At 67.1% G+C, this 17,854-nt stretch carries 15 protein-coding genes; 3 read left to right on the top strand and 12 right to left on the bottom strand.

Annotated elements, in window-relative coordinates; translation table 11 throughout:
• Positions 1-44: 44 nt before the first annotated feature.
• From infB to rimP, 4 genes are all read right to left on the bottom strand, one after another.
• Positions 45-2,969, bottom strand: a complete 2,925-nt coding sequence (infB, locus tag WIMU1_RS12800; protein WP_062797819.1) for a translation initiation factor IF-2 — start codon at positions 2,967-2,969, stop codon at positions 45-47.
• A gap of 103 nt (positions 2,970-3,072) precedes the next feature.
• Positions 3,073-3,369 carry a YlxR family protein gene (locus tag WIMU1_RS12795; RefSeq protein WP_038254870.1) on the bottom strand — a complete coding sequence of 99 codons (297 nt, stop codon included), beginning with the start codon at positions 3,367-3,369 and terminating at the stop codon, positions 3,073-3,075.
• A 104-nt stretch (positions 3,370-3,473) separates the two neighbouring features.
• Positions 3,474-4,499, bottom strand: coding sequence for a transcription termination factor NusA (gene nusA, locus WIMU1_RS12790; protein WP_062797817.1), 1,026 nt, complete (start codon positions 4,497-4,499; stop codon positions 3,474-3,476).
• Positions 4,496-5,092, bottom strand: a complete 597-nt coding sequence (gene rimP / locus WIMU1_RS12785; protein ID WP_084248282.1) for a ribosome maturation factor RimP — start codon at positions 5,090-5,092, stop codon at positions 4,496-4,498. The genes nusA and rimP overlap by 4 nt, the downstream gene beginning before the upstream one ends.
• Before the next feature lie 212 nt (positions 5,093-5,304).
• Here rimP and WIMU1_RS12780 point away from each other — a divergent pair, with 212 nt between their 5' ends.
• Together WIMU1_RS12780 and WIMU1_RS12775 are read left to right on the top strand one after the other, a co-directional pair.
• Positions 5,305-5,862 carry a hypothetical protein gene (locus WIMU1_RS12780; RefSeq protein WP_157366794.1) on the top strand — a complete coding sequence of 186 codons (558 nt, stop codon included), beginning with the start codon at positions 5,305-5,307 and terminating at the stop codon, positions 5,860-5,862.
• A 2-nt stretch (positions 5,863-5,864) separates the two neighbouring features.
• Positions 5,865-6,293: a ferritin-like domain-containing protein gene (locus WIMU1_RS12775; protein ID WP_307714810.1), complete on the top strand. Its 429-nt coding sequence runs from the start codon at positions 5,865-5,867 to the stop codon at positions 6,291-6,293.
• Between the two features lies 1 nt (position 6,294).
• Here WIMU1_RS12775 and WIMU1_RS12770 read toward each other — a convergent pair whose 3' ends face one another.
• Positions 6,295-8,034 carry a proline--tRNA ligase gene (locus tag WIMU1_RS12770; protein ID WP_174548732.1) on the bottom strand — a complete coding sequence of 580 codons (1,740 nt, stop codon included), beginning with the start codon at positions 8,032-8,034 and terminating at the stop codon, positions 6,295-6,297.
• Positions 8,035-8,114: 80 nt separating this feature from the next.
• Between WIMU1_RS12770 and yaaA the strand changes: the two genes are divergently transcribed.
• Positions 8,115-8,858 (top strand): peroxide stress protein YaaA, encoded by a 744-nt coding sequence (yaaA, locus tag WIMU1_RS12765; protein ID WP_062797808.1) that lies wholly within the window; start codon positions 8,115-8,117, stop codon positions 8,856-8,858.
• 15 nt (positions 8,859-8,873) lie between these two features.
• On the opposite strand, the gene WIMU1_RS12760 is transcribed toward yaaA, so the two are convergent.
• The 7 genes from WIMU1_RS12760 to mqo form a co-directional block, all read right to left on the bottom strand.
• A complete protein-coding gene (locus WIMU1_RS12760) occupies positions 8,874-10,379 on the bottom strand; it encodes an MFS transporter (RefSeq protein ID WP_371850297.1) in 1,506 nt (501 codons plus the stop codon).
• A 48-nt stretch (positions 10,380-10,427) separates the two neighbouring features.
• Positions 10,428-11,699, bottom strand: coding sequence for a uroporphyrinogen-III C-methyltransferase (cobA, locus tag WIMU1_RS12755; protein WP_023963905.1), 1,272 nt, complete (start codon positions 11,697-11,699; stop codon positions 10,428-10,430).
• A gap of 60 nt (positions 11,700-11,759) precedes the next feature.
• Positions 11,760-13,169, bottom strand: a complete 1,410-nt coding sequence (locus WIMU1_RS12750) for a cobyrinic acid a,c-diamide synthase CobB (RefSeq protein WP_062797805.1) — start codon at positions 13,167-13,169, stop codon at positions 11,760-11,762.
• The gene (gene cobO, locus WIMU1_RS12745; RefSeq protein WP_031333727.1) at positions 13,163-13,777 is read right to left on the bottom strand and encodes a cob(I)yrinic acid a,c-diamide adenosyltransferase; all 615 of its coding nucleotides are present in this window, start codon (positions 13,775-13,777) and stop codon (positions 13,163-13,165) included. The genes WIMU1_RS12750 and cobO overlap by 7 nt, the downstream gene beginning before the upstream one ends.
• A gap of 58 nt (positions 13,778-13,835) precedes the next feature.
• Entirely contained in the window at positions 13,836-15,716 is a 1,881-nt protein-coding gene (locus tag WIMU1_RS12740) for a VWA domain-containing protein (protein ID WP_062798521.1), read from the bottom strand.
• A 70-nt stretch (positions 15,717-15,786) separates the two neighbouring features.
• Positions 15,787-16,245, bottom strand: coding sequence for a GNAT family N-acetyltransferase (locus WIMU1_RS12735; protein WP_023963909.1), 459 nt, complete (start codon positions 16,243-16,245; stop codon positions 15,787-15,789).
• A gap of 13 nt (positions 16,246-16,258) precedes the next feature.
• Complete coding sequence (gene mqo / locus WIMU1_RS12730) at positions 16,259-17,812, bottom strand: malate dehydrogenase (quinone) (protein ID WP_255283876.1); 1,554 nt, start codon at positions 17,810-17,812, stop codon at positions 16,259-16,261.
• Positions 17,813-17,854 lie beyond the last annotated feature (42 nt).

The raw sequence follows: 17,854 nt of genomic DNA, 5'->3' as shown, positions 1-17,854 counted from the left end.
GTACGTCTCGATGACGTCGTCGACCTTGATGTCCGTCGCCGACGTCATTCGCGTGCCTTCTCCCGCAACTCGTACGTTTCGATGACGTCGTCGACCTTGATGTCGTTGTACGTGATCGTGAGACCGCATTCGTAGCCGTCGCGGACCTCGGTGACATCGTCCTTCTCGCGCTTGAGTGAGGAGATGGTGAGGTTCTCGGCGACCACGACGTTGTCGCGCAGCAGACGTGCCTTGGCGTTCCGGCGCATGATGCCCGATGTGACCAGACAACCCGCGATGTTGCCGACCTTCGACGAACGGAAGATCGCACGGATGTCGGCCCGACCCAGTTCGACCTCTTCGTAGATCGGCTTGAGCATGCCCTTGAGCGCGCTCTGGATCTCGTCGATGGCCTGGTAGATCACCGAGTAGTACCGGATGTCGACACCCTCGCGGTTCGCGAGTTCGGTTGCCTTGCCCTCGGCACGGACGTTGAACCCAATGATGATCGCGTTCGATGCCGAGGCCAGGTTCACGTTGGTCTCAGTGACGCCACCGACACCGCGGTCGATGACCCGCAACTGCACCTCGTCGTCGATCTCGATACCGAGCAGCGCTTCTTCGAGCGCTTCCACGGTTCCCGAGTTGTCGCCCTTGAGGATCAGGTTCAGCTGCGAAGTCTCCTTCAGAGCCGAATCGAGATCTTCGAGGCTGATCCGCTTGCGGCTGCGTGCGGCCAGCGCATTGCGCTTGCGCGCATTGCGGCGATCGGCGATCTGGCGGGCGATGCGGTCTTCGTCGACGACCAGCAGGTTGTCGCCTGCACCGGGCACCGAGGTGAAACCGATGACCTGGACCGGGCGCGACGGCAGAGCCGCCGTGACATCGGCGCCGTGCTCGTCGACCATCCGTCGGACACGACCGTAGGCGTCTCCGGCGACGATCGAGTCGCCGACCTTGAGCGTTCCGCGCTGCACGAGCACGGTTGCCACCGGGCCGCGGCCGCGGTCGAGGTGGGCCTCGATGGCCACACCCTGCGCGTCCATGTCCGGGTTCGCCCGAAGGTCGAGTGAGGCATCCGCGGTCAACAGAACTGCTTCGAGCAGCGCGTCGATGTTGGTGCCCTGCTTGGCGGAGATGTCGACGAACATGGTGTCGCCGCCGAAGTCCTCGGCAACCAGACCGTATTCGGTGAGCTGAGCGCGGATCTTCTGCGGATCAGCACCTTCCTTGTCGATCTTGTTGACCGCCACGACGATCGGCACGTCGGCCGCCTGTGCGTGGTTGATGGCCTCGACCGTCTGCGGCATGACACCGTCGTCGGCCGCGACCACGAGGATCGCGATGTCGGTGGCCTTGGCACCACGGGCACGCATGGCGGTGAACGCCTCGTGACCCGGGGTGTCGATGAAGGTGACCAGCCGCTCGTTGCCGTCCAGTTCGGTGAGGACCTGGTAGGCACCGATGTGCTGGGTGATGCCACCGGCCTCGCCTTCGCGGACCTTCTCGTTACGGATCGTGTCGAGCAGTCGCGTCTTACCGTGGTCGACGTGACCCATGACGGTCACCACCGGCGGACGTTGCTCGAGATCGTCCTCGCCACCGGCGTCTTCGCCGTAGGTGAGGTCGAAGGAGTCGAGCAGTTCGCGATCTTCGTCTTCAGGACTGACGACCTGCACGACGTAGTTCATCTCGCCGCCGAGCAGCTCGAGCGTCTCGTCGTTCACCGATTCGGTGGCCGTGACCATCTCACCGAGATTGAAGAGCGCCTGCACCAGTGCTGCCGGGTTCGCGTCGATCTTGTCGGCGAAGTCGGACAGCGATGCACCGCGAGCAAGGCGAATGGTCTCGCCGTTGCCACGTGGCAACCGCACGCCGCCGACTGCGGGAGCCTGCATGCTCTCGTACTCGGCGCGTTTCGCCCGCTTCGACTTGCGACCACGACGGACTGCACCGCCCGGGCGACCGAAGGCACCGGCTGCGCCGCCGCCGCGTCCACGACCGCCACCACCCGGGCGTCCGCGGAACCCACCGGGAGGACCACCGGGAGCACCTGTCGGGGCTCCGCCGCCACCGCCGCCGGGACCGCCGCGGTATCCACCGCCGCCGCCACCGGGACCGCCGCGGGCACCACCGGCACCGCCGGGTCCGCCACGTGCGCCACCGGGACCGCCGCGTGCTCCGCCGGGTCCGCCCGGACCGCCTGGGCGGGCCGAACGAGCCGGCATGGCACCGGGATTGGGACGAGGAGGCATGCTGCCGGGGCTGGGACGGGGACCGCCCTGACCCGGTGCCGGGCGTCCGCCGGTCGCGCCGCCGGGTGCGGGGCGCTGGCCGCCGCCGGGACGGGGACCGCCCGCGCCGGGTGCCGGACGTGGCGCCGGACGCTCGACCGGAGCGGCCGTCGAATAAGGGTTGTTACCGACCCGCGGCGCACGCGGACCGGGCTTGGGGCCCGGAGCGGCCGGCCGTGCGGCCGGAGCCGGACGGGAAGGAGCCGCAGGCGGGGTCGCGGAGGCTGCCGATGCTGCGGGAGCCTGAGGAGCCGCCGGTGCCGGACGCTGGGGAGCGGGCCGGTTCTGCGGGGCCGGAGTTGCTGCCGGGGGCGCCGGGGGTGCTGCCGGTGTCGCCTTGGCTGCGGGAGCCGCCGGGCGCGGGGCGCCAGGCTTTGCGCCGGTCGACGGCGCGGCCGGAGCCGAACCGCTCGGTGCCGGCGCTGAAGGAGCCGGGGTGCGCGCGGCACCCGGCTTGGCTGCTGATGGTTTTGCTGCCGGGGCGCTGCCTCCGGCGTTTGATGACGGTGCTCCACCGTTGGCGGCGGGAGCGTCCTTCCCGGGGAAGGACTGGCGAAGTCGCCGGGCCACGGGGGCCTCTACGGTCGACGACGCTGATTTGACGAACTCGCCTTGTTCGCTGAGTCGGGCGAGTACTTCTTTACTCGTCACGCCCAGTTCTTTGGCCAATTCGTGCACGCGGGCCTTGCCTGCCACTGCTCTCCTCACTTGGAGGTCGAGCGGCATTGCCCGCTACGACCTCGGTCTACGTCCGAAACGTGCTCATCGCAAGAACTTCACGGTGTGCTCATGTCTTCTGCTACCTGTCCTTAGTGGCCGACTGCTGCCGGCCTCTCTGTGTGGCTACCGACTCGATCTCTCGGGTCAGTAGATCGGCGTCGACGGTCAACCCGCCGAGCCGAAATGCCCTTGCGAAGGCTCTGCGCTGCACCGCCGTCACCAGACATGCCGGTTCGGGATGCAGCCAGGCTCCTCGCCCTGGCATGGTCTTTCGGTGGTCGATCACAACAGCCGGGAGACCGTCGTCGGTGCAGACGACCAGCCGAACGAGTTCGGTGGCCGGGCGACACTGTCGACATCCGACGCAGGTACGCATCGGAATTTTCTCGCGGTGGGGCGAAGGATCACTGTGGACCACCGCAAAGTCTACCGTCCTGGGCGCTGCAGATGCCAATGCCACCCTTTCCGGCGAGTTTTCGGTCAGCTCGCACCCGCCGCCGACTCGACGTGGTCGGGATCGGGCTGGGCGTCGCTACGGATGTCGATACGCCATCCGGTGAGCCTCGCCGCGAGCCGCGCATTCTGCCCTTCCTTGCCGATGGCCAGCGACAACTGGTAATCGGGAACCACGACCCGCGCCGCCTTGGCAGCCAGATCGACCACCGTGACCGAGATGACCTTCGACGGCGAGAGGGCGTTACCGACGAACACCGCGGGATCGTTGTCGTAGTCGATGATGTCGATCTTCTCTCCGGCCAGTTCACTCATCACGTTGCGGACCCGCTGCCCCATCGGCCCGATGCAGGCGCCCTTGGCGTTGAGCCCGGCGACCCCGGTGTGCACCGCGATCTTCGATCGATGCCCGGCCTCGCGGGCCACGGCGACGATCTCCACCGACCCGTCTTCGATTTCCGGGACCTCAAGCGAGAAGAGTTTGCGGACCAGGTTCGGATGGGTTCGCGACAGCGTGATCTGGAGTCCACGCGCCCCGCGGGTGACGCCCACCACGTAGCACTTGATCCGCTCGCCGTGCACGTACTTCTCTCCCGGCACCTGTTCCGCCGGCGGCAGCACACCTTCTTGACCCGTTGCCTCGCTGCCGATCCGCACGACCACCATGCCGCGTGCATTCGCTCGGGCATCCTGCTGGACCACGCCGCCGACGATCTCGCCCTCGTGGGTGGAGAACTCGCCGAAGTTCTTGTCGTGCTCGGCATCTCGGAGACGCTGCAGGATGACCTGGCGTGCGGTGGTCGCCGCGATCCGCCCGAATCCCTCTGGTGTGTCGTCCCATTCGGAGATGACGTTGCCGTCCTCATCACGTTCCTGCGCCATCACCCGCACCTGACCCGACTTGCGGTCCACGTCGATGTACGCGTGGGGGGCGAATCCGTCGGTGTGGCGGTACGCGGTCAGCAGAGCCGACTGGATGGTCTCGATGACGGTGTCGATCGAGATGCCCTTCTCGGCCTCGATCATTCTCAATGCTGCGATATCGATATTCATTTGTTCCCTTTCCGTCTTGCCTCGATCTGTTCGGGATCGAGGCCGCACTTCTCTAGTTCCGCAGGGGACGGTTCACCGAAGTCCACCTGTACGAACGCCTTGCGTACCGCCGCCAGCTCGATCTGCCGGGTGGTCAGTCCCCGGCCGGACTTGATGACCACCGACACGCTGTTCTCGTCGTCGGTCAGTCGCCCCACCCGCCCGGCGACCCGCTCGGGCGGCTCGCCGACGAGGTCGACGACAACCTTGCGGCCGGCGGCGCGTCGCCAATGACGCGCTGCCGTGAGCGGGCGGTCCACGCCCGGCGATGTCACTTCCAACACATAGGTGTCGAATGCGGCGACCGGGTCGGCGGACGTCGTGTCGCCGACGGAGTCGTCGGATTCGGCCGGAGCGTCGAGCACTTCGGAGATGGATCTGCTCAGGGCGGCCAGTTCGTCGAGTGTGGCGCCACCGTCGCGGTCGACGACCACCTTGACCACGTTCTCCGCACCGGAGGCGGACACCGTCAGTTCCTCGACGTCGTAGCCGTTCTGAGCGGCGATCGGCTCGAGCAGTGCGCTGATCCGGTCCTGGTCGATTGCCCCGGGCATCGGCGTCTCCTCCATGTGCAGTTGTCGGTTCCCAGCATGTCGAGCGGTCCATAGTCGGCCGCATGCCTTCGCATCGGCGATGCGGCGTGTGGCCATCAGCTTAACGCCCCGCGGACACCGTTTCGCCCACCTGCTCGGTCGGCAGGGCACGCGACCCACCGCGAACCGGCAGAGTCTTCCCTTGCCGAGCGCGACTGGCACTATGTGAACCTGTGACGGTCAGTGACATACGAAACTCGATGGACCTGGTGAGGTCCGTGGAACCCTCGGGCTCCACCAGCTGGAGTCCTACGCGACGGGTTTTCCTGCGATCGACGGTTGTGTTGTCGGCGGGTGCGGCCGCGGTGGCGACGGTGGCTGCATGCGGTGACAGCGCGGAGGTCACCGCGAAACAAAAGCTCGCCGACCAGCTGCTCCCCCAGGTCGCCTCGGCGAACGCCGATGCAACTGCCGCGACGGCCGCGGTGGCGACCAATCCCGACCGGGCGGCCGCACTGACCGTGATCGCACAGGAGCGCAGCACGCATGCACGGGCGCTGACCGACGAGATCACCCGTCTCGACAGCGGACGCGCGGAAAGCGCATCGAGTTCCGCGGCGCCGAGTCCGAGCCCGCCGGCCCCACTGACGATCGATCAGTTGCGCGCACAGCTGATCGCCTCCGCCCGGTCGACCGGTGACCTGGCGGTGCAGACCCAGGGGTATGTCGCCGGCCTCCTCGGGTCGATCAGCGCCGGCACCACAACAGCTGTGGCGGTGCAACTCTCGTGACCGTGACCACCGACGCCCTCGCGGCGACACTGGATGCAGAGAACGCGACGATCTTCACCTACGGGGTGGTGGCCGCGTACGCGGCCGCGGCCCGGGCGCAGACCATCGCCGAGTTCACCGCCGAACATCGATCACGCCGAGAAGAATTGACCGCGGCTCTCACCACCGCCGCGACCGAGGTGCCGGAGGCCGCACCCGGCTACGATCTGCCGCAGCCGATCACCGACCCGGTTTCTGCCCTCACCGTCGCGCTGTCCACCGAAGAGGACTGCACGATCGCCTACCGCGCCCTGCTGGAACGCGCCGAGGACGCCGCCGTACGCGGCCTGGCGCTGGGCGGATTGACCGACAGCGCCCGTCGGGCTGCGACATGGCGTCTGGCGCTACGGATCTCACCGTCGACCGTCGCGCTGCCCGGCAGCACGATCTGAGTCAGCGGCCCGCAAGCAACGTCTCGACCGCCACGTCGGAAGCGACCTCGGTGGCCTCGCCGGTGAAGCGATCCCGGATCTCCACCGTCCCGTTCGCCCAGCCACGACCGACGACCACCACCACGGGCATGCCCAGCAGTTCGGCGTCCTTGAACTTCACTCCGGGTGACGCCTTGCGGTCGTCGATCAACACGGACATGCCGGCTGCATCGAGGTCGGCGGCCAGACTCTGCGCCCCGGCCCACGCCTGTTCGTCCTTGTTCGCGATCACGAGGTGGATGTCGAAGGGCGCCACCGACTTCGGCCACCGCAGACCCTTCTCGTCGTGGTGTTGCTCGGCGATCACGGCGACCATCCGGGACACGCCGACACCGTAGGAACCCTGGATGAGCCGTACGGGCTTGCCGTTCTCGCCGAGGACGTCCACATCGAATGCGTCGGTGTACTTGGTACCCAGCTGGAAGATGTGGCCGATCTCGATCCCCCTGGCGGTCACCAGGGTGCCAAGGCCATCGGGCGATGGATCCCCGTCGCGCACCTCGGCGGCCTCGATCGTGCCGTCGGGCACGAAGTCCCGCCCGACCACCAGGTCCACCACATGCTTGCCCGGCTCGTTCGCGCCGGTGATCCACGCGGCGCCGTCGACGATCCTGGGGTCGACCAGGTAGCGCACACCGTTGTCCTGCAGGGCCTTCGGGCCGATGTAGCCGCGGACCAGGAAGGCGTTGGCAGCAAAATCGGCGTCTGTGATGAGTTCGGGCGCAGCAGGTTCCACAGCTGCTTCGAGCCGCTTCATGTCGACTTCGCGATCCCCGGGCACACCCACCGCGAGCAGTTCGGTCGTGCCGTCGGGATGGCGCAGCTTCACGACCACGTTCTTGAGCGTGTCCGCCGCGGTGAAGCCGCGATCAGGGAAGGTCGCCTGGGCCCACGCCACGAGCGTGTCGATGGTGGGGGTGTTGCCGGTGTCGTGCACGGTCGCCTCGGGCAGGCCCTCGATGGGGCGCGCCGGCGGTGCCGGGGTGATGACCGCCTCGACGTTGGCCGCATACCCGGATTCGGGGCTGCGGACATAGGTGTCCTCGCCGACCTCGCTCTCGGCGAGGAACTCCTCGGACGCGCTGCCCCCCATCGCGCCGGACGTGGCGGCGACGATGACGTACTTGACCTGGAGCCTGCGGAAGATCGCCTGGTACGCCTCTCGGTGGGCGTCGTAGGACGCCTTCGATCCGTCGGTGTCCAGGTCGAAGGAATACGAGTCCTTCATGATGAACTCGCGACCGCGCAGGATGCCCGCACGCGGGCGTTCTTCGTCGCGATACTTGGTCTGGATCTGGTACAGCGTGACCGGGAGGTCTTTGTAGGACGAGTACTCCCCCTTCACCAGCTGCGCGAACAGCTCCTCGTGTGTCGGTCCGAGCAGCATGTCGGCGCCCTTGCGGTCCTTGAGCCGGAAGAGGGCGGCGCCGTATTCGGTCCAGCGGCCGGTGACCTCGTACGGGTCGCGCGGGAGCAGTGCAGGCAGAGAGATCTCCTGGCCTCCGATGTTGTCCATCTCTTCGCGCACCACGGTCTCCACCTTGCGCAACACCTTCAGGCCCAGGGGCAGCCAGCTGTACACGCCTGGGGCGACCCGACGGACGTAACCGCCGCGGACCAGCAGCCGGTGGCTGGGTACCTCGGCGTCGGCTGGGTCGTCGCGCAGCGTGCGCAGGAACAGGGTCGACATGCGTGTGATCACGGTGTCACCTTAACGGGGTCTGGACGCCTTCCCGGCGGTGCCCGGTCACGGCTGAGCCGTCGGCGATACGGTGTTGCACTGTGCTGATCGTGTTACCCCCCTCGGAGACCAAGGCCGGAGGCGGCCGCGGCGCTCCACTGGACCTGGACGCGTTGTCGTTGCCCACCCTGACGCCCATCCGCCGCAAGCTGGCCGAGGCCATCGTGTCCCTCGCCGACGACCACGACGCAAGCCGTAAGGCTCTGGGCCTGGGGGCGTCGGCGACGCCCGAGATCGAGCGGAACGCCCAGCTGTGGACGAGTCCGACACGACCGGCGATCGAGCGATACACCGGTGTGTTGTTCGACGCACTCGACTACCCGTCGCTGAGCCGGGCAGGCAAGAACAAGGCAATCGACCGTCTCGCTGTCGGCTCGGCACTGTTCGGCGTCGTGCGAGCGGGCGACCTGATCCCGGCGTACCGACTGTCCGCAGGGTCGAAAATTCCGGGGTTCAGGACTTTGGCAGCCGAATGGAAACCCGCGCTCCCCGAGGCACTGGCAGCTCTGGGCGAGGATGTGGTGATCGACCTGCGGTCGGGTGGTTACCAGCAACTGGGTCCGGTCCCCGACGCCATCACGGTGACCGTGCTGACCGAGGGACCCGACGGCACACGCACCGTTGTCAGCCACTTCAACAAGCACCACAAGGGTGTGGTGGCCCGCTCCCTGATCCGGTCTCGCAAACAGGTACGCGACATCAACTCGCTGGCGGCAATCGTCGCCGACGGGGGTCAGCGAGCCGAGGTGGCCTCTGAGCGGGAGCTGATCGTCCTCACCGACTGAGCGAGGCGCGCAGGGTCAGGCAGTCAGTTCGTTGGGGTCGATGTCGGTGTGAGCGGCCTCCTGAGCCGCTTGCCCCTCTGCGACGTCCTCGGGGGTGAAACGCATGAACATCACCACCACACCGGCAAGGACGGCGATCGCGGCGCAACAGACGAACGCTAGCCCATAACCGCTTGCGAGCGCATCGAGCTCGCCGACGTCCATCTCTTCCACCGGGCCGGTCACCCCGCCCTCGGACAGTGTCCGCGAGGTCACCATCGCCCCGACCGCAACCAGTGCAATCGCCCCACCGAGGTTCTGGGCCACCTGCGCTAGCGCGGTCAGCGGTCCGATCTCGGTGGGCCCCACTCCGGCGACCACAGACAGCGTCAGCGGGATCACCGCCATACCCACGCCGGCGCCGATCACGATCACCGGAATGAAGATGTGCGGCATGTAGGCGGGCGCATCGCGGGCGATCGCGGCAGCGTAGGCGCAGCCCGCGACCACCACCGAACCGCCGGCGATCACCAACCATCGCGGCTGGAAACGCAACGCCAGTTTGGATGCGACGGCCGCCGCGATCCCGAGACCGAAGGCGAACGGCACCACGGCCATGCCGCTCTGGATCGGTGAGTACTTGAGAATGCCCTGCAGGTACAGCGAGATGAAGACCGCCATGCACATGATGATGGCGCCCGCCAGCAGGATCGCGACCAGCGCTGCGACGCGGCTGTGGTTGGCGAACAGACTGAACGGCAGGATGGGATTGTCGGCATGACGCTCGACCATCACAAAAGCGATCAGCGCACAGATCCCCAAGATGAGCGGGACCACGACGATCGGACGTAACCAGCCTCCGGGTCCTTCGTTCACCGCCAGCACCACCAGGGAACACCCGGCGGTACCGAGTACGGCACCCCGGACGTCGAGCGGCAGTCGCTCACCCTGTGACTCCTGGAGGACAAAAATGGCGCCTATCGCGACCAGCAGACCGATCGGGACGTTGATCAGGAACACCAGCCGCCAGGACAGTTCGGTGAGCACGCCTCCTGCGATCAGACCTGCCACCGAGCCGATCCCGGTCATCGCGGCGTAGACCGCAAATGCCTGGTTGCGGGGTTTGCCCGGCGCGAATGTGGTTGCCACCAGGGCCATTGCGGTGGGCGCGGCCACCGCTGCCGAAGCGCCTTGCAGCCCGCGCCCGATGATCAGGCTGAACGGATCCCAGGCGAGTCCGCAGAGCAGGGAGGTGACGGTGAAGGCCGCCACGCCCCCGACGAACATCCTCTTGCGTCCGAAGGTGTCGCCGAGCCTTCCGCCGAGCAGCATCAGACCACCGAACGCGAGCACGTACGCGGTGATGATCCATGCTCCGGCGCTGTCGGAGAGCTCCAACGCTGTCTGTATGCGGGGCAGAGCCAGTGCGGCTACCGTGCCGTCGAGCACCACGAGCAGCTGCATACCGCCCAGCACGACGATCTGCGGGCCCCACACGCGGGTCTGTCCGACGTCAGCAGACATGCGTGTCGATGAGGTCATGGGCATCGACGGTACCGCCGCCTGGTCGCCATTTCACAATCAAGCTTGTCACGGTCCGGTCGCGGGAGTCCCGGTGCTGCCGGTTTCCGCGTCGAACCCGGCGACCGGACCGATCACCACGATCGCGGGTGGGCGAACGTTCTGGGAGCGTGCGTCCGCGGCCGCCGCGGCAAGCGTCGAGCGCACGACCCGCTGGCTGCTGAGTGTGGCGTTCTCGATGATCGCGACGGGGGTCGCCTCGTCCCGCCCGCCTTTCAGCAGCGCCGCGGTGAACACGTCGAGTCGCTCGACGGCCATCATCAGCACGATGGTGCCGCGCATCTTCGCCAGCGCAGGCCATTCGACGAGGGAGTCGGGATGATCGGGCGGGATGTGCCCGGAGACCACCACCACCTCGTGGGTCATCCCCCGGTGCGTCACCGGGATGCCGGCGGCCGACGGACCGGCGATGGCGCTGGTGATCCCGGGGACCACCGTCACCGGCACTCCCGCGGCCACACATGCCGCGAGTTCTTCGAATCCCCGGCCGTACACGTACGGATCCCCGCCCTTGAAGCGGACCACGAACTTGCCTGCCTTGGCGCGGTCGATGAGTACCTCGTTGATCGACTCCTGCTTCATAGCCCGTCCGTAGGGGACCTTCGCGGCATCGATGATCTCCACGTGCGGTCCCAGCTCGGCGAGCAGCGCCGGCGGCGCGAGGCGATCGGCGACGACCACATCGGCAGCGGCGAGCAACCGCCGACCACGCACCGTGATCAGATCCGGGTCACCAGGACCACCTCCGACGAGCGCGACACCGGGTGGCTGTGAACCGTGCGCAGCCGCCTCCAGACCGGCAGCGCCCAACTCGCCGCCGCCCAGCGCCTGACCGATCGCTGTCCTGACCGCGGCAGACCGTCGATGGTCCCCACCGGCCAGCACTCCGATGCTCAGGTGGTCGTGCCGCAACGACGCAGGGGTCACGGCGGTACCGTGCCGCGCATCGTCGGCGCGAACACAGAAGATGCGCCGTGATTCGGCTTCAGCCACCACCGCGGCGTTGACCTCGGGATCGTCGGTGCACGCGAGCGCATACCAGGCATCTGCGAGATCGCCGTCGCGGTATTCCCTCAGCGACAACGTGATGCCCGGGAACGATTCGACGGTCGGGGTCGCCTCTGGGGCGATGACGTGGATGTCCGCGCCGCTGTGGGCGAGGGTGCCCAATCGTCTCTGCACCACCGAACCCGCACCGATGATCACCACCCGACGTCCGGACAAACTGAGCCCCACCAGGTAGTGATCGGCCTGCTGGCCTTCGAGTTCCTTGTCCGACATGCGATAAACCGTACCCAGCGCACTTCGTGTGCACGGTCGGCACCTAGGGCGTCGCGCTCGTCAGTACTGCGAAACGCTGTCGAACGCGGTTCTCGCCGCCCGCACCAGGCGCGCGACGACCTCCGGCCTACCTGCCGGATGAGTGTGTAGATACGACGCGTGCACGTTGCCCTGTACCCAACCCTCGATGTGGGCCACCCCATCGCGCCGCCACCCCCAGGCGCTCGGCTTCGAGCCGTCGAGAGCCGTGATGGTGGTGCGGTGGAACTCGTGCCCCCGCATCCGGGAACCGGCATCGAACAGCACCGAGTCCGTCAGGGCGACGGCGTCCCGGTAGCCGAGTGTCAGTGTCTTGCCGAAGGTTCCGCGCAACGGGAGCACCCCGGCCATCACATGATCATCAAGGCTCTGGGCCAGGTACAGCAGTCCCGCGCATTCGGCGTGGATGGGGATCCCGGAACGTGCGACTGTGCGCAGCTGGGTCAGCAGCCGCCGGTTGGCGGCAAGCGCGGCGGCATGTTCCTCGGGGAATCCACCACCGATGACAACACCCGAGCACCCATCGGGTAACAGGTCGGTGAGGGGGTCGAACGGCACCACCGACGCGCCGGCGGCGGCCAGGAGCTCGGAGTGTTCGGCGTACCCGAATGTGAAGGCCGCACCGGACGCGAGCGCGATGACCGGCCTGCTGTCGCCTGACACAGATTCGTCGACCCCGACCTCCGATTCCGGTGACCACATCGGGCCGACGGCACCCGCGCCGATGTCGGCAGCGGCGACGAGGGCGGCCAGATCGACTGCGCCGCCGATCAATTCGGTCATGGCATCGATCGCCGCGACCGCTTCGGGCCCGCGTTCGGCAGCGGGTATCAAGCCCAGGTGGCGCGAGGGCACGGCCATTTTCGCATTGCGGGGAACGGCGCCGAACACCTCGAGCCCGGCGCGGGCACAGGCCTGGCGAAGCACGAATTCGTGACGGGGGGAACCCACCCGGTTGAGGATCACACCCCGGATGTCGATGCCTGGATCGAAGCTGACGAACCCGTGGAGGATCGCGGCGAGACTCTGACTGTGTCCGGATGCGTCGATCACCAATACCACCGGCGCACCGAGTAGAGATGCGACCTGAGCGGTGGATCCGGGCGCGATCGCCGGCATGTGGTCTTCGGTGATGCGGCCATCGAACAACCCCATGACGCCTTCGACGACGGCGATGTCGCAGCCAGCGGATCCGGCCCGATACAGCGGACCGATGCGGTCCTCGCCGACGAGCACGGGGTCGAGATTGCGGCCCGGCCGGCCCGCCGCCAGTCCGTGGTAACCGGGGTCGATGTAGTCGGGGCCGACCTTGAAGGGCGCCACACGGTGTCCGGCCCGGGCCAGAGCGCCGATCAAACCCGTTGTGACAGTGGTCTTACCGCTACCGGATGCCGGAGCGGCGATGACGAGTGCCGGTGGAGCCGTCACCATTCGATCCCCTTCTGACCCTTACGGCCGGCATCCATCGGGTGTCTGGTCTTGACCATCTCCGTGACGAGGTCGGCGGCGTCGACCAGCGCGGCCGGAGCGCGACGACCGGTGATCACCACGTGCTGCTTGCCTTCCCGGGACCTCAGCACCTCGATGACGTCGTCGACGTCCACCCACCCCCAGTTGAGTGGATAGGTGAACTCGTCGAGGACATAGAACTCGTGGGTCCTCTCGAGGATGCGGCGCCGGATCTCGAGCCACCCCTGGGCAGCCTGCTCGGCGTGGTCGGACTCCTTGCCCGAGTGGCGGATCCACGACCAGCCCTCGCCCATCTTGTGCCACTGCACCGGACCACCCTGGCCTGTCTGGGCGTGCAGCTCACCGAGCGCAGTCAGTGCGGACTCTTCGCCGACCTTCCACTTCGCACTCTTGACGAACTGGAACACGCCGATGTCGAGGCCGGCATTCCAGGCACGCATGGCCATCCCGAATGCTGCTGTGGACTTGCCCTTGCCGTCACCAGTGTGAACAGCCAGCACCGGCAGGTTACGGCGCGCTCGGGTGGTCAGACCGTCGTCGGGGATGACCGATGGAACTCCCTGTGGCACAGCTCTACCTCTCTCGGTGTGGTGGTCTGTGAGTGTCTCGGCGACTACACATCCGTGCTCAAGCAGCCGCGCGGATGACGCCCGCGACACCACCGGCGGTGAGGTCGGCGAGTTGCACGCACTGACCACCGAGGCCGTGGGCGAGCGTCGCCGCAAGCCCGAGACGGATCATGCCGTGCTCACAGTCGATCACGATGGATGTGGTCCCGTCGCGACGGAGCCGGTCGGCCGCCGCCGCGGCCCTGGGCAAGGCGCCCGCTCCGGCTGTCGCCCGGCCATCGGTGAGCACCACCACCAGCGGGCGTCGATGAGGCTCTTTGAATGCGTTCCGGCGGATCACCTCGCGGGCCGTGAGCAGGCCTTCGGCCAGCGGCGTGCGTCCGCCGGTGCGCAGACCGGTCAGCCTCCGTACCGCGGCGTCCACGGACCGGGTCGGCGGAACCGCGACCTCTGCGCCGTCACCGCGCACCGTCACCACGGCGACACGATCACGTCGCTGGTACGAATCGCGCAGCATGGACACCACGGCACCAGACACTGCGTCCAGCCGCTTACGGGCCGCCATCGATCCCGACAGGTCGAGGACAAAGACCACCAAGTTGCCTTCTTTGCCGCGGCGCAACGCACCCCGGACGTCTTGCGGTAGTACCTGAAGTCGCGTGTTGCCCCGCTCGAGGTGGCCTTCCGCAGCGGCCAGAACCGTGCCGATCAGGTGCACGCCACTTCCGCCTTCGGTGACCGCTCGAACTGCCTGCCCCCGTACGCTCAGCGATTGCGAACGTCGACCCGGCTCCCCGGCGCCGACACCCACGGCACTGATCGGTTTGACCTTGCCCGACGCACGGGTCGGCGAGAATCCGCCGCTCGGCGGCGTCGCTCCCCCCTTCGGGCCGTCCGGACCGGGGTCGTCAGGGTCGGGATCGGGGTCGGTGTCCGCCGGATCGCCGGGCGGCGGCTCGGGCTCTGGCCCGGGCGCTTGTTCTTCCGAGTTCTGACTGTCCGGCTCGTGCGACTGTTCGTCCGCCTTCTGCAGGGCGTCGTCGAGTTGGTCCTCGGTGAGACCGGGCTCATCAAACGGGTCGCGTCGACGTCGGTGTGGCAAGGCGAGTTCCACCGCACGTCGGACGTCGATGTCCTCGACAAGGTCGGATCCACGCCATGCGGCGTGGGCCCGGGCCGCACGGGCGACCACGAGATCACCGCGCAGACCGTCCACCTGGAGCTCCATGCAGATCGCCGCGATGCGTCGGAGTTGGGCCGGCGGCAGCCGTACCGATCCGAGCACCGAGCGTGCCCGCGCGATGGCTGCGGCGACCTCGGCGTCCTGGTCGGTGAACTGTGCCGCGAAACCTGCCGGGTCGTCTTCATACGCAAGTCGGCGTTCCATCACCTGGACGCGCGTCGCGATCTCCTGCGGTGCGGCCACATCCACCGCCAGACCGAATCGATCCAGCAGCTGCGGGCGGAGCTCACCCTCTTCGGGGTTCATCGTCCCCACGAGGACAAAACGGGCCGCTTGCGTGTGCGAGACGCCGTCACGCTCGATGACCACCCGGCCCGTCGCCGCTGCGTCCAGCAGCACGTCGACGAGGTGGTCGGCGAGCAGGTTGACCTCGTCGATGTAGAGCACTCCCCCGTCGGCGTTTGCCAACAGCCCTGGCGTGAAGGCTTTTTCACCCTCGGACAGGATCTTCTGCAGGTCGAGTGAACCGACCACCCGATCCTCGGTGGCACCGATCGGCAATTCCACCACCGATGCCCCGGTGTCGTCGCGAGCAGGCAGCAGCGGACCGAGCGCTCTGACCACGGTGGTCTTGGCCGTGCCCTTTTCGCCCCGGATCAGCACGCCACCGATCGACGGCGCGATGGCGGCGAGGATGAGCGCCAGCTTGAGCTGTTCTTGTCCGACAACAGCACTGAACGGAAAGGGGAGGTCCAGCCCGGCATTGCTGTCGTGCCCAGGGCCCCCGCCTGAGGCTGTTTCTCGGGAGAGCGGATCCTTCACACCGTCAGCGATGTCCGCCGCCACGAACCATCGGCACATGTGGGACGCCGTCGAGCAGATGCTCCTCGCCGTCGACGACGAAACCGTGCTTGGCGTACATGTCGATGAGGTAGGTCTGCGCATGAATGCGGCAGAGGTCCGAACCGACGTCTGCCAGAGCCGTCTGCAGCAGCCGGGTTGTGTGGCCCTGACCTCGGTGCGCGCGGTCGGTGCACAGGCGGCCGATCCGGTAGGACTTGCCGCCTTCGTGCTCTTCGAGCAGTCGCAGGGTGCTGATGATCTCGCCGTCTTCTTCGAGCCACAGATGCCTCGTGTCCGGATCGAGGTCGCGCCCGTCGAGGTCGAGATACGGGCACGACTGCTCGACGACGAACACCTCCACTCGCAGCTGCAGGATCTTGTAGAGGGTCGACATCTCGATGTCTTGGGCCCAGCTGCGGTGCAGGCTCGCGGTGGCGGTCATATGCAAGTGCCTATCACACGGTGCTCGGTGTCGCCAGATGAGCGCCACGCTCATTCGGCGTCGTCTCGACCGTGTTCTGCAGTCCGAGAACCTTGGACGTGTGGTCCCAGATCTGCTCGAAGAGACGGGGATTGTCATTCAGTTTGTGGCCCAGCGAAGGGATCATGTCGGACAGCTGCGGCTGCCACGCCTCGTAGTGCTTCGGGAAGCAACGCTGCAAGACATCGAGCATCGCCGGGACGGCGGTGGACGCACCGGGCGACGCGCCCAGCAAGCCTGCGATGCTGCCGTCCTCGGCCGCGATGACCGCGGTCCCGAACTCGAGCACACCGCCGCGCCCCTGCTTGCGGATGACCTGCACGCGCTGGCCGGCGACGATGAGCTCCCAGTCTTCGCCCTGCGCCCTCGGCACGAACTCCGCCAACGTCTCGACCCGATCCGCCGGTCCGGCGGCGAGCTCGCTGATCAGGTACTTCAGCAGGCCGAACTCCTTCGGCGCGATCGACATCATCGGTAGGAGGTTGCCCGGTTTGATCGAGGCGGGCAGATCGGTGATCTTGCCCTCCTTGAGGAACTTGGGCGACCACCCGGCATACGGTCCGAAGAGCAGTCCTGCCTTGCCGTTGATCACGCGGGTGTCGAGGTGGGGCACCGACATCGGTGGCGCACCGACAGCTGCCTTGCCATACACCTTCGCGCCGTGGTCGTCGATCAGATCGGGGTTGGTGCAGCGGAAGAACGCGCCGCTCACGGGGAAGCCGCCGAATCCCTTGGCTTCCTTGATTCCCGACTTCTGCAGCAGATGCAGGGCGCCGCCGCCCGCACCGATGAAGACGAAACCTGCTTTGACCGTGCTGGTTTCCTTGGTCCGGAGGTTCTTGACCTTCAGGATCCAGGTGCCGTCGGATTGCTTTTTCAGGTTCGTGACCGCGTGCCCGAAGTTCACCGTGCCGGCGTGGCCGATGTAGCCGAGCAACTGCTGGGTGAGAGCGCCGAAGTCCACGTCGGTTCCGCCGTCGAACCAGTTGAGTGCTACCGGATCCGCGAAGTCGCGGCCTGCCGACATCAGCGGCAGACGTTTGGTGAACTCCACGGGGTCGGTGATGTACTCCATCCCCTTGAACAGGGTCTCGCCCGCCAGCTTGTCGTACCGCTTACGCAAGTAGTCGATGTTCGATTCACCGTGCACGAAGCTCACGTGCGGGATCGGGTTGATGAACTCCTCGGGGCGCCGCAGCACACCTGATTCCACCGAGTTCGCCCAGAACTGGCGCGAGACCTGGAACTGCTCGTTGATGTGCAGAGCCTTGGTGATGTCGACGTCGCCGTCAGCTGTCTGCGGCGTGTAATTCAATTCACAGAGCGCGGAGTGACCGGTACCGGCGTTGTTCCACGGATCGCTGCTCTCGGCGGCCGCCGCGTCGAGGCGCTCGAACACACTGATCGACCAGTCCGGCTGCAGCCGGTGGATCAACGCGCCCAGCGTGGCGCTCATGATTCCTGCGCCCACCAGCACGATGTCGGTTGTGATGACTCCGCCGTCGCGCGGGTTTGCTGACTCAGACACTCCGGCTCAACTTCCTGATTCGGCGAACTTTCGGATGTGTTC

Origin of the sequence: Williamsia muralis NBRC 105860, from assembly GCF_001598915.1 — a bacterium.
Classification (GTDB): Bacteria; Actinomycetota; Actinomycetes; order Mycobacteriales; family Mycobacteriaceae; genus Williamsia; species Williamsia muralis.
This window is presented reverse-complemented; position numbering and strand designations above follow the sequence as displayed.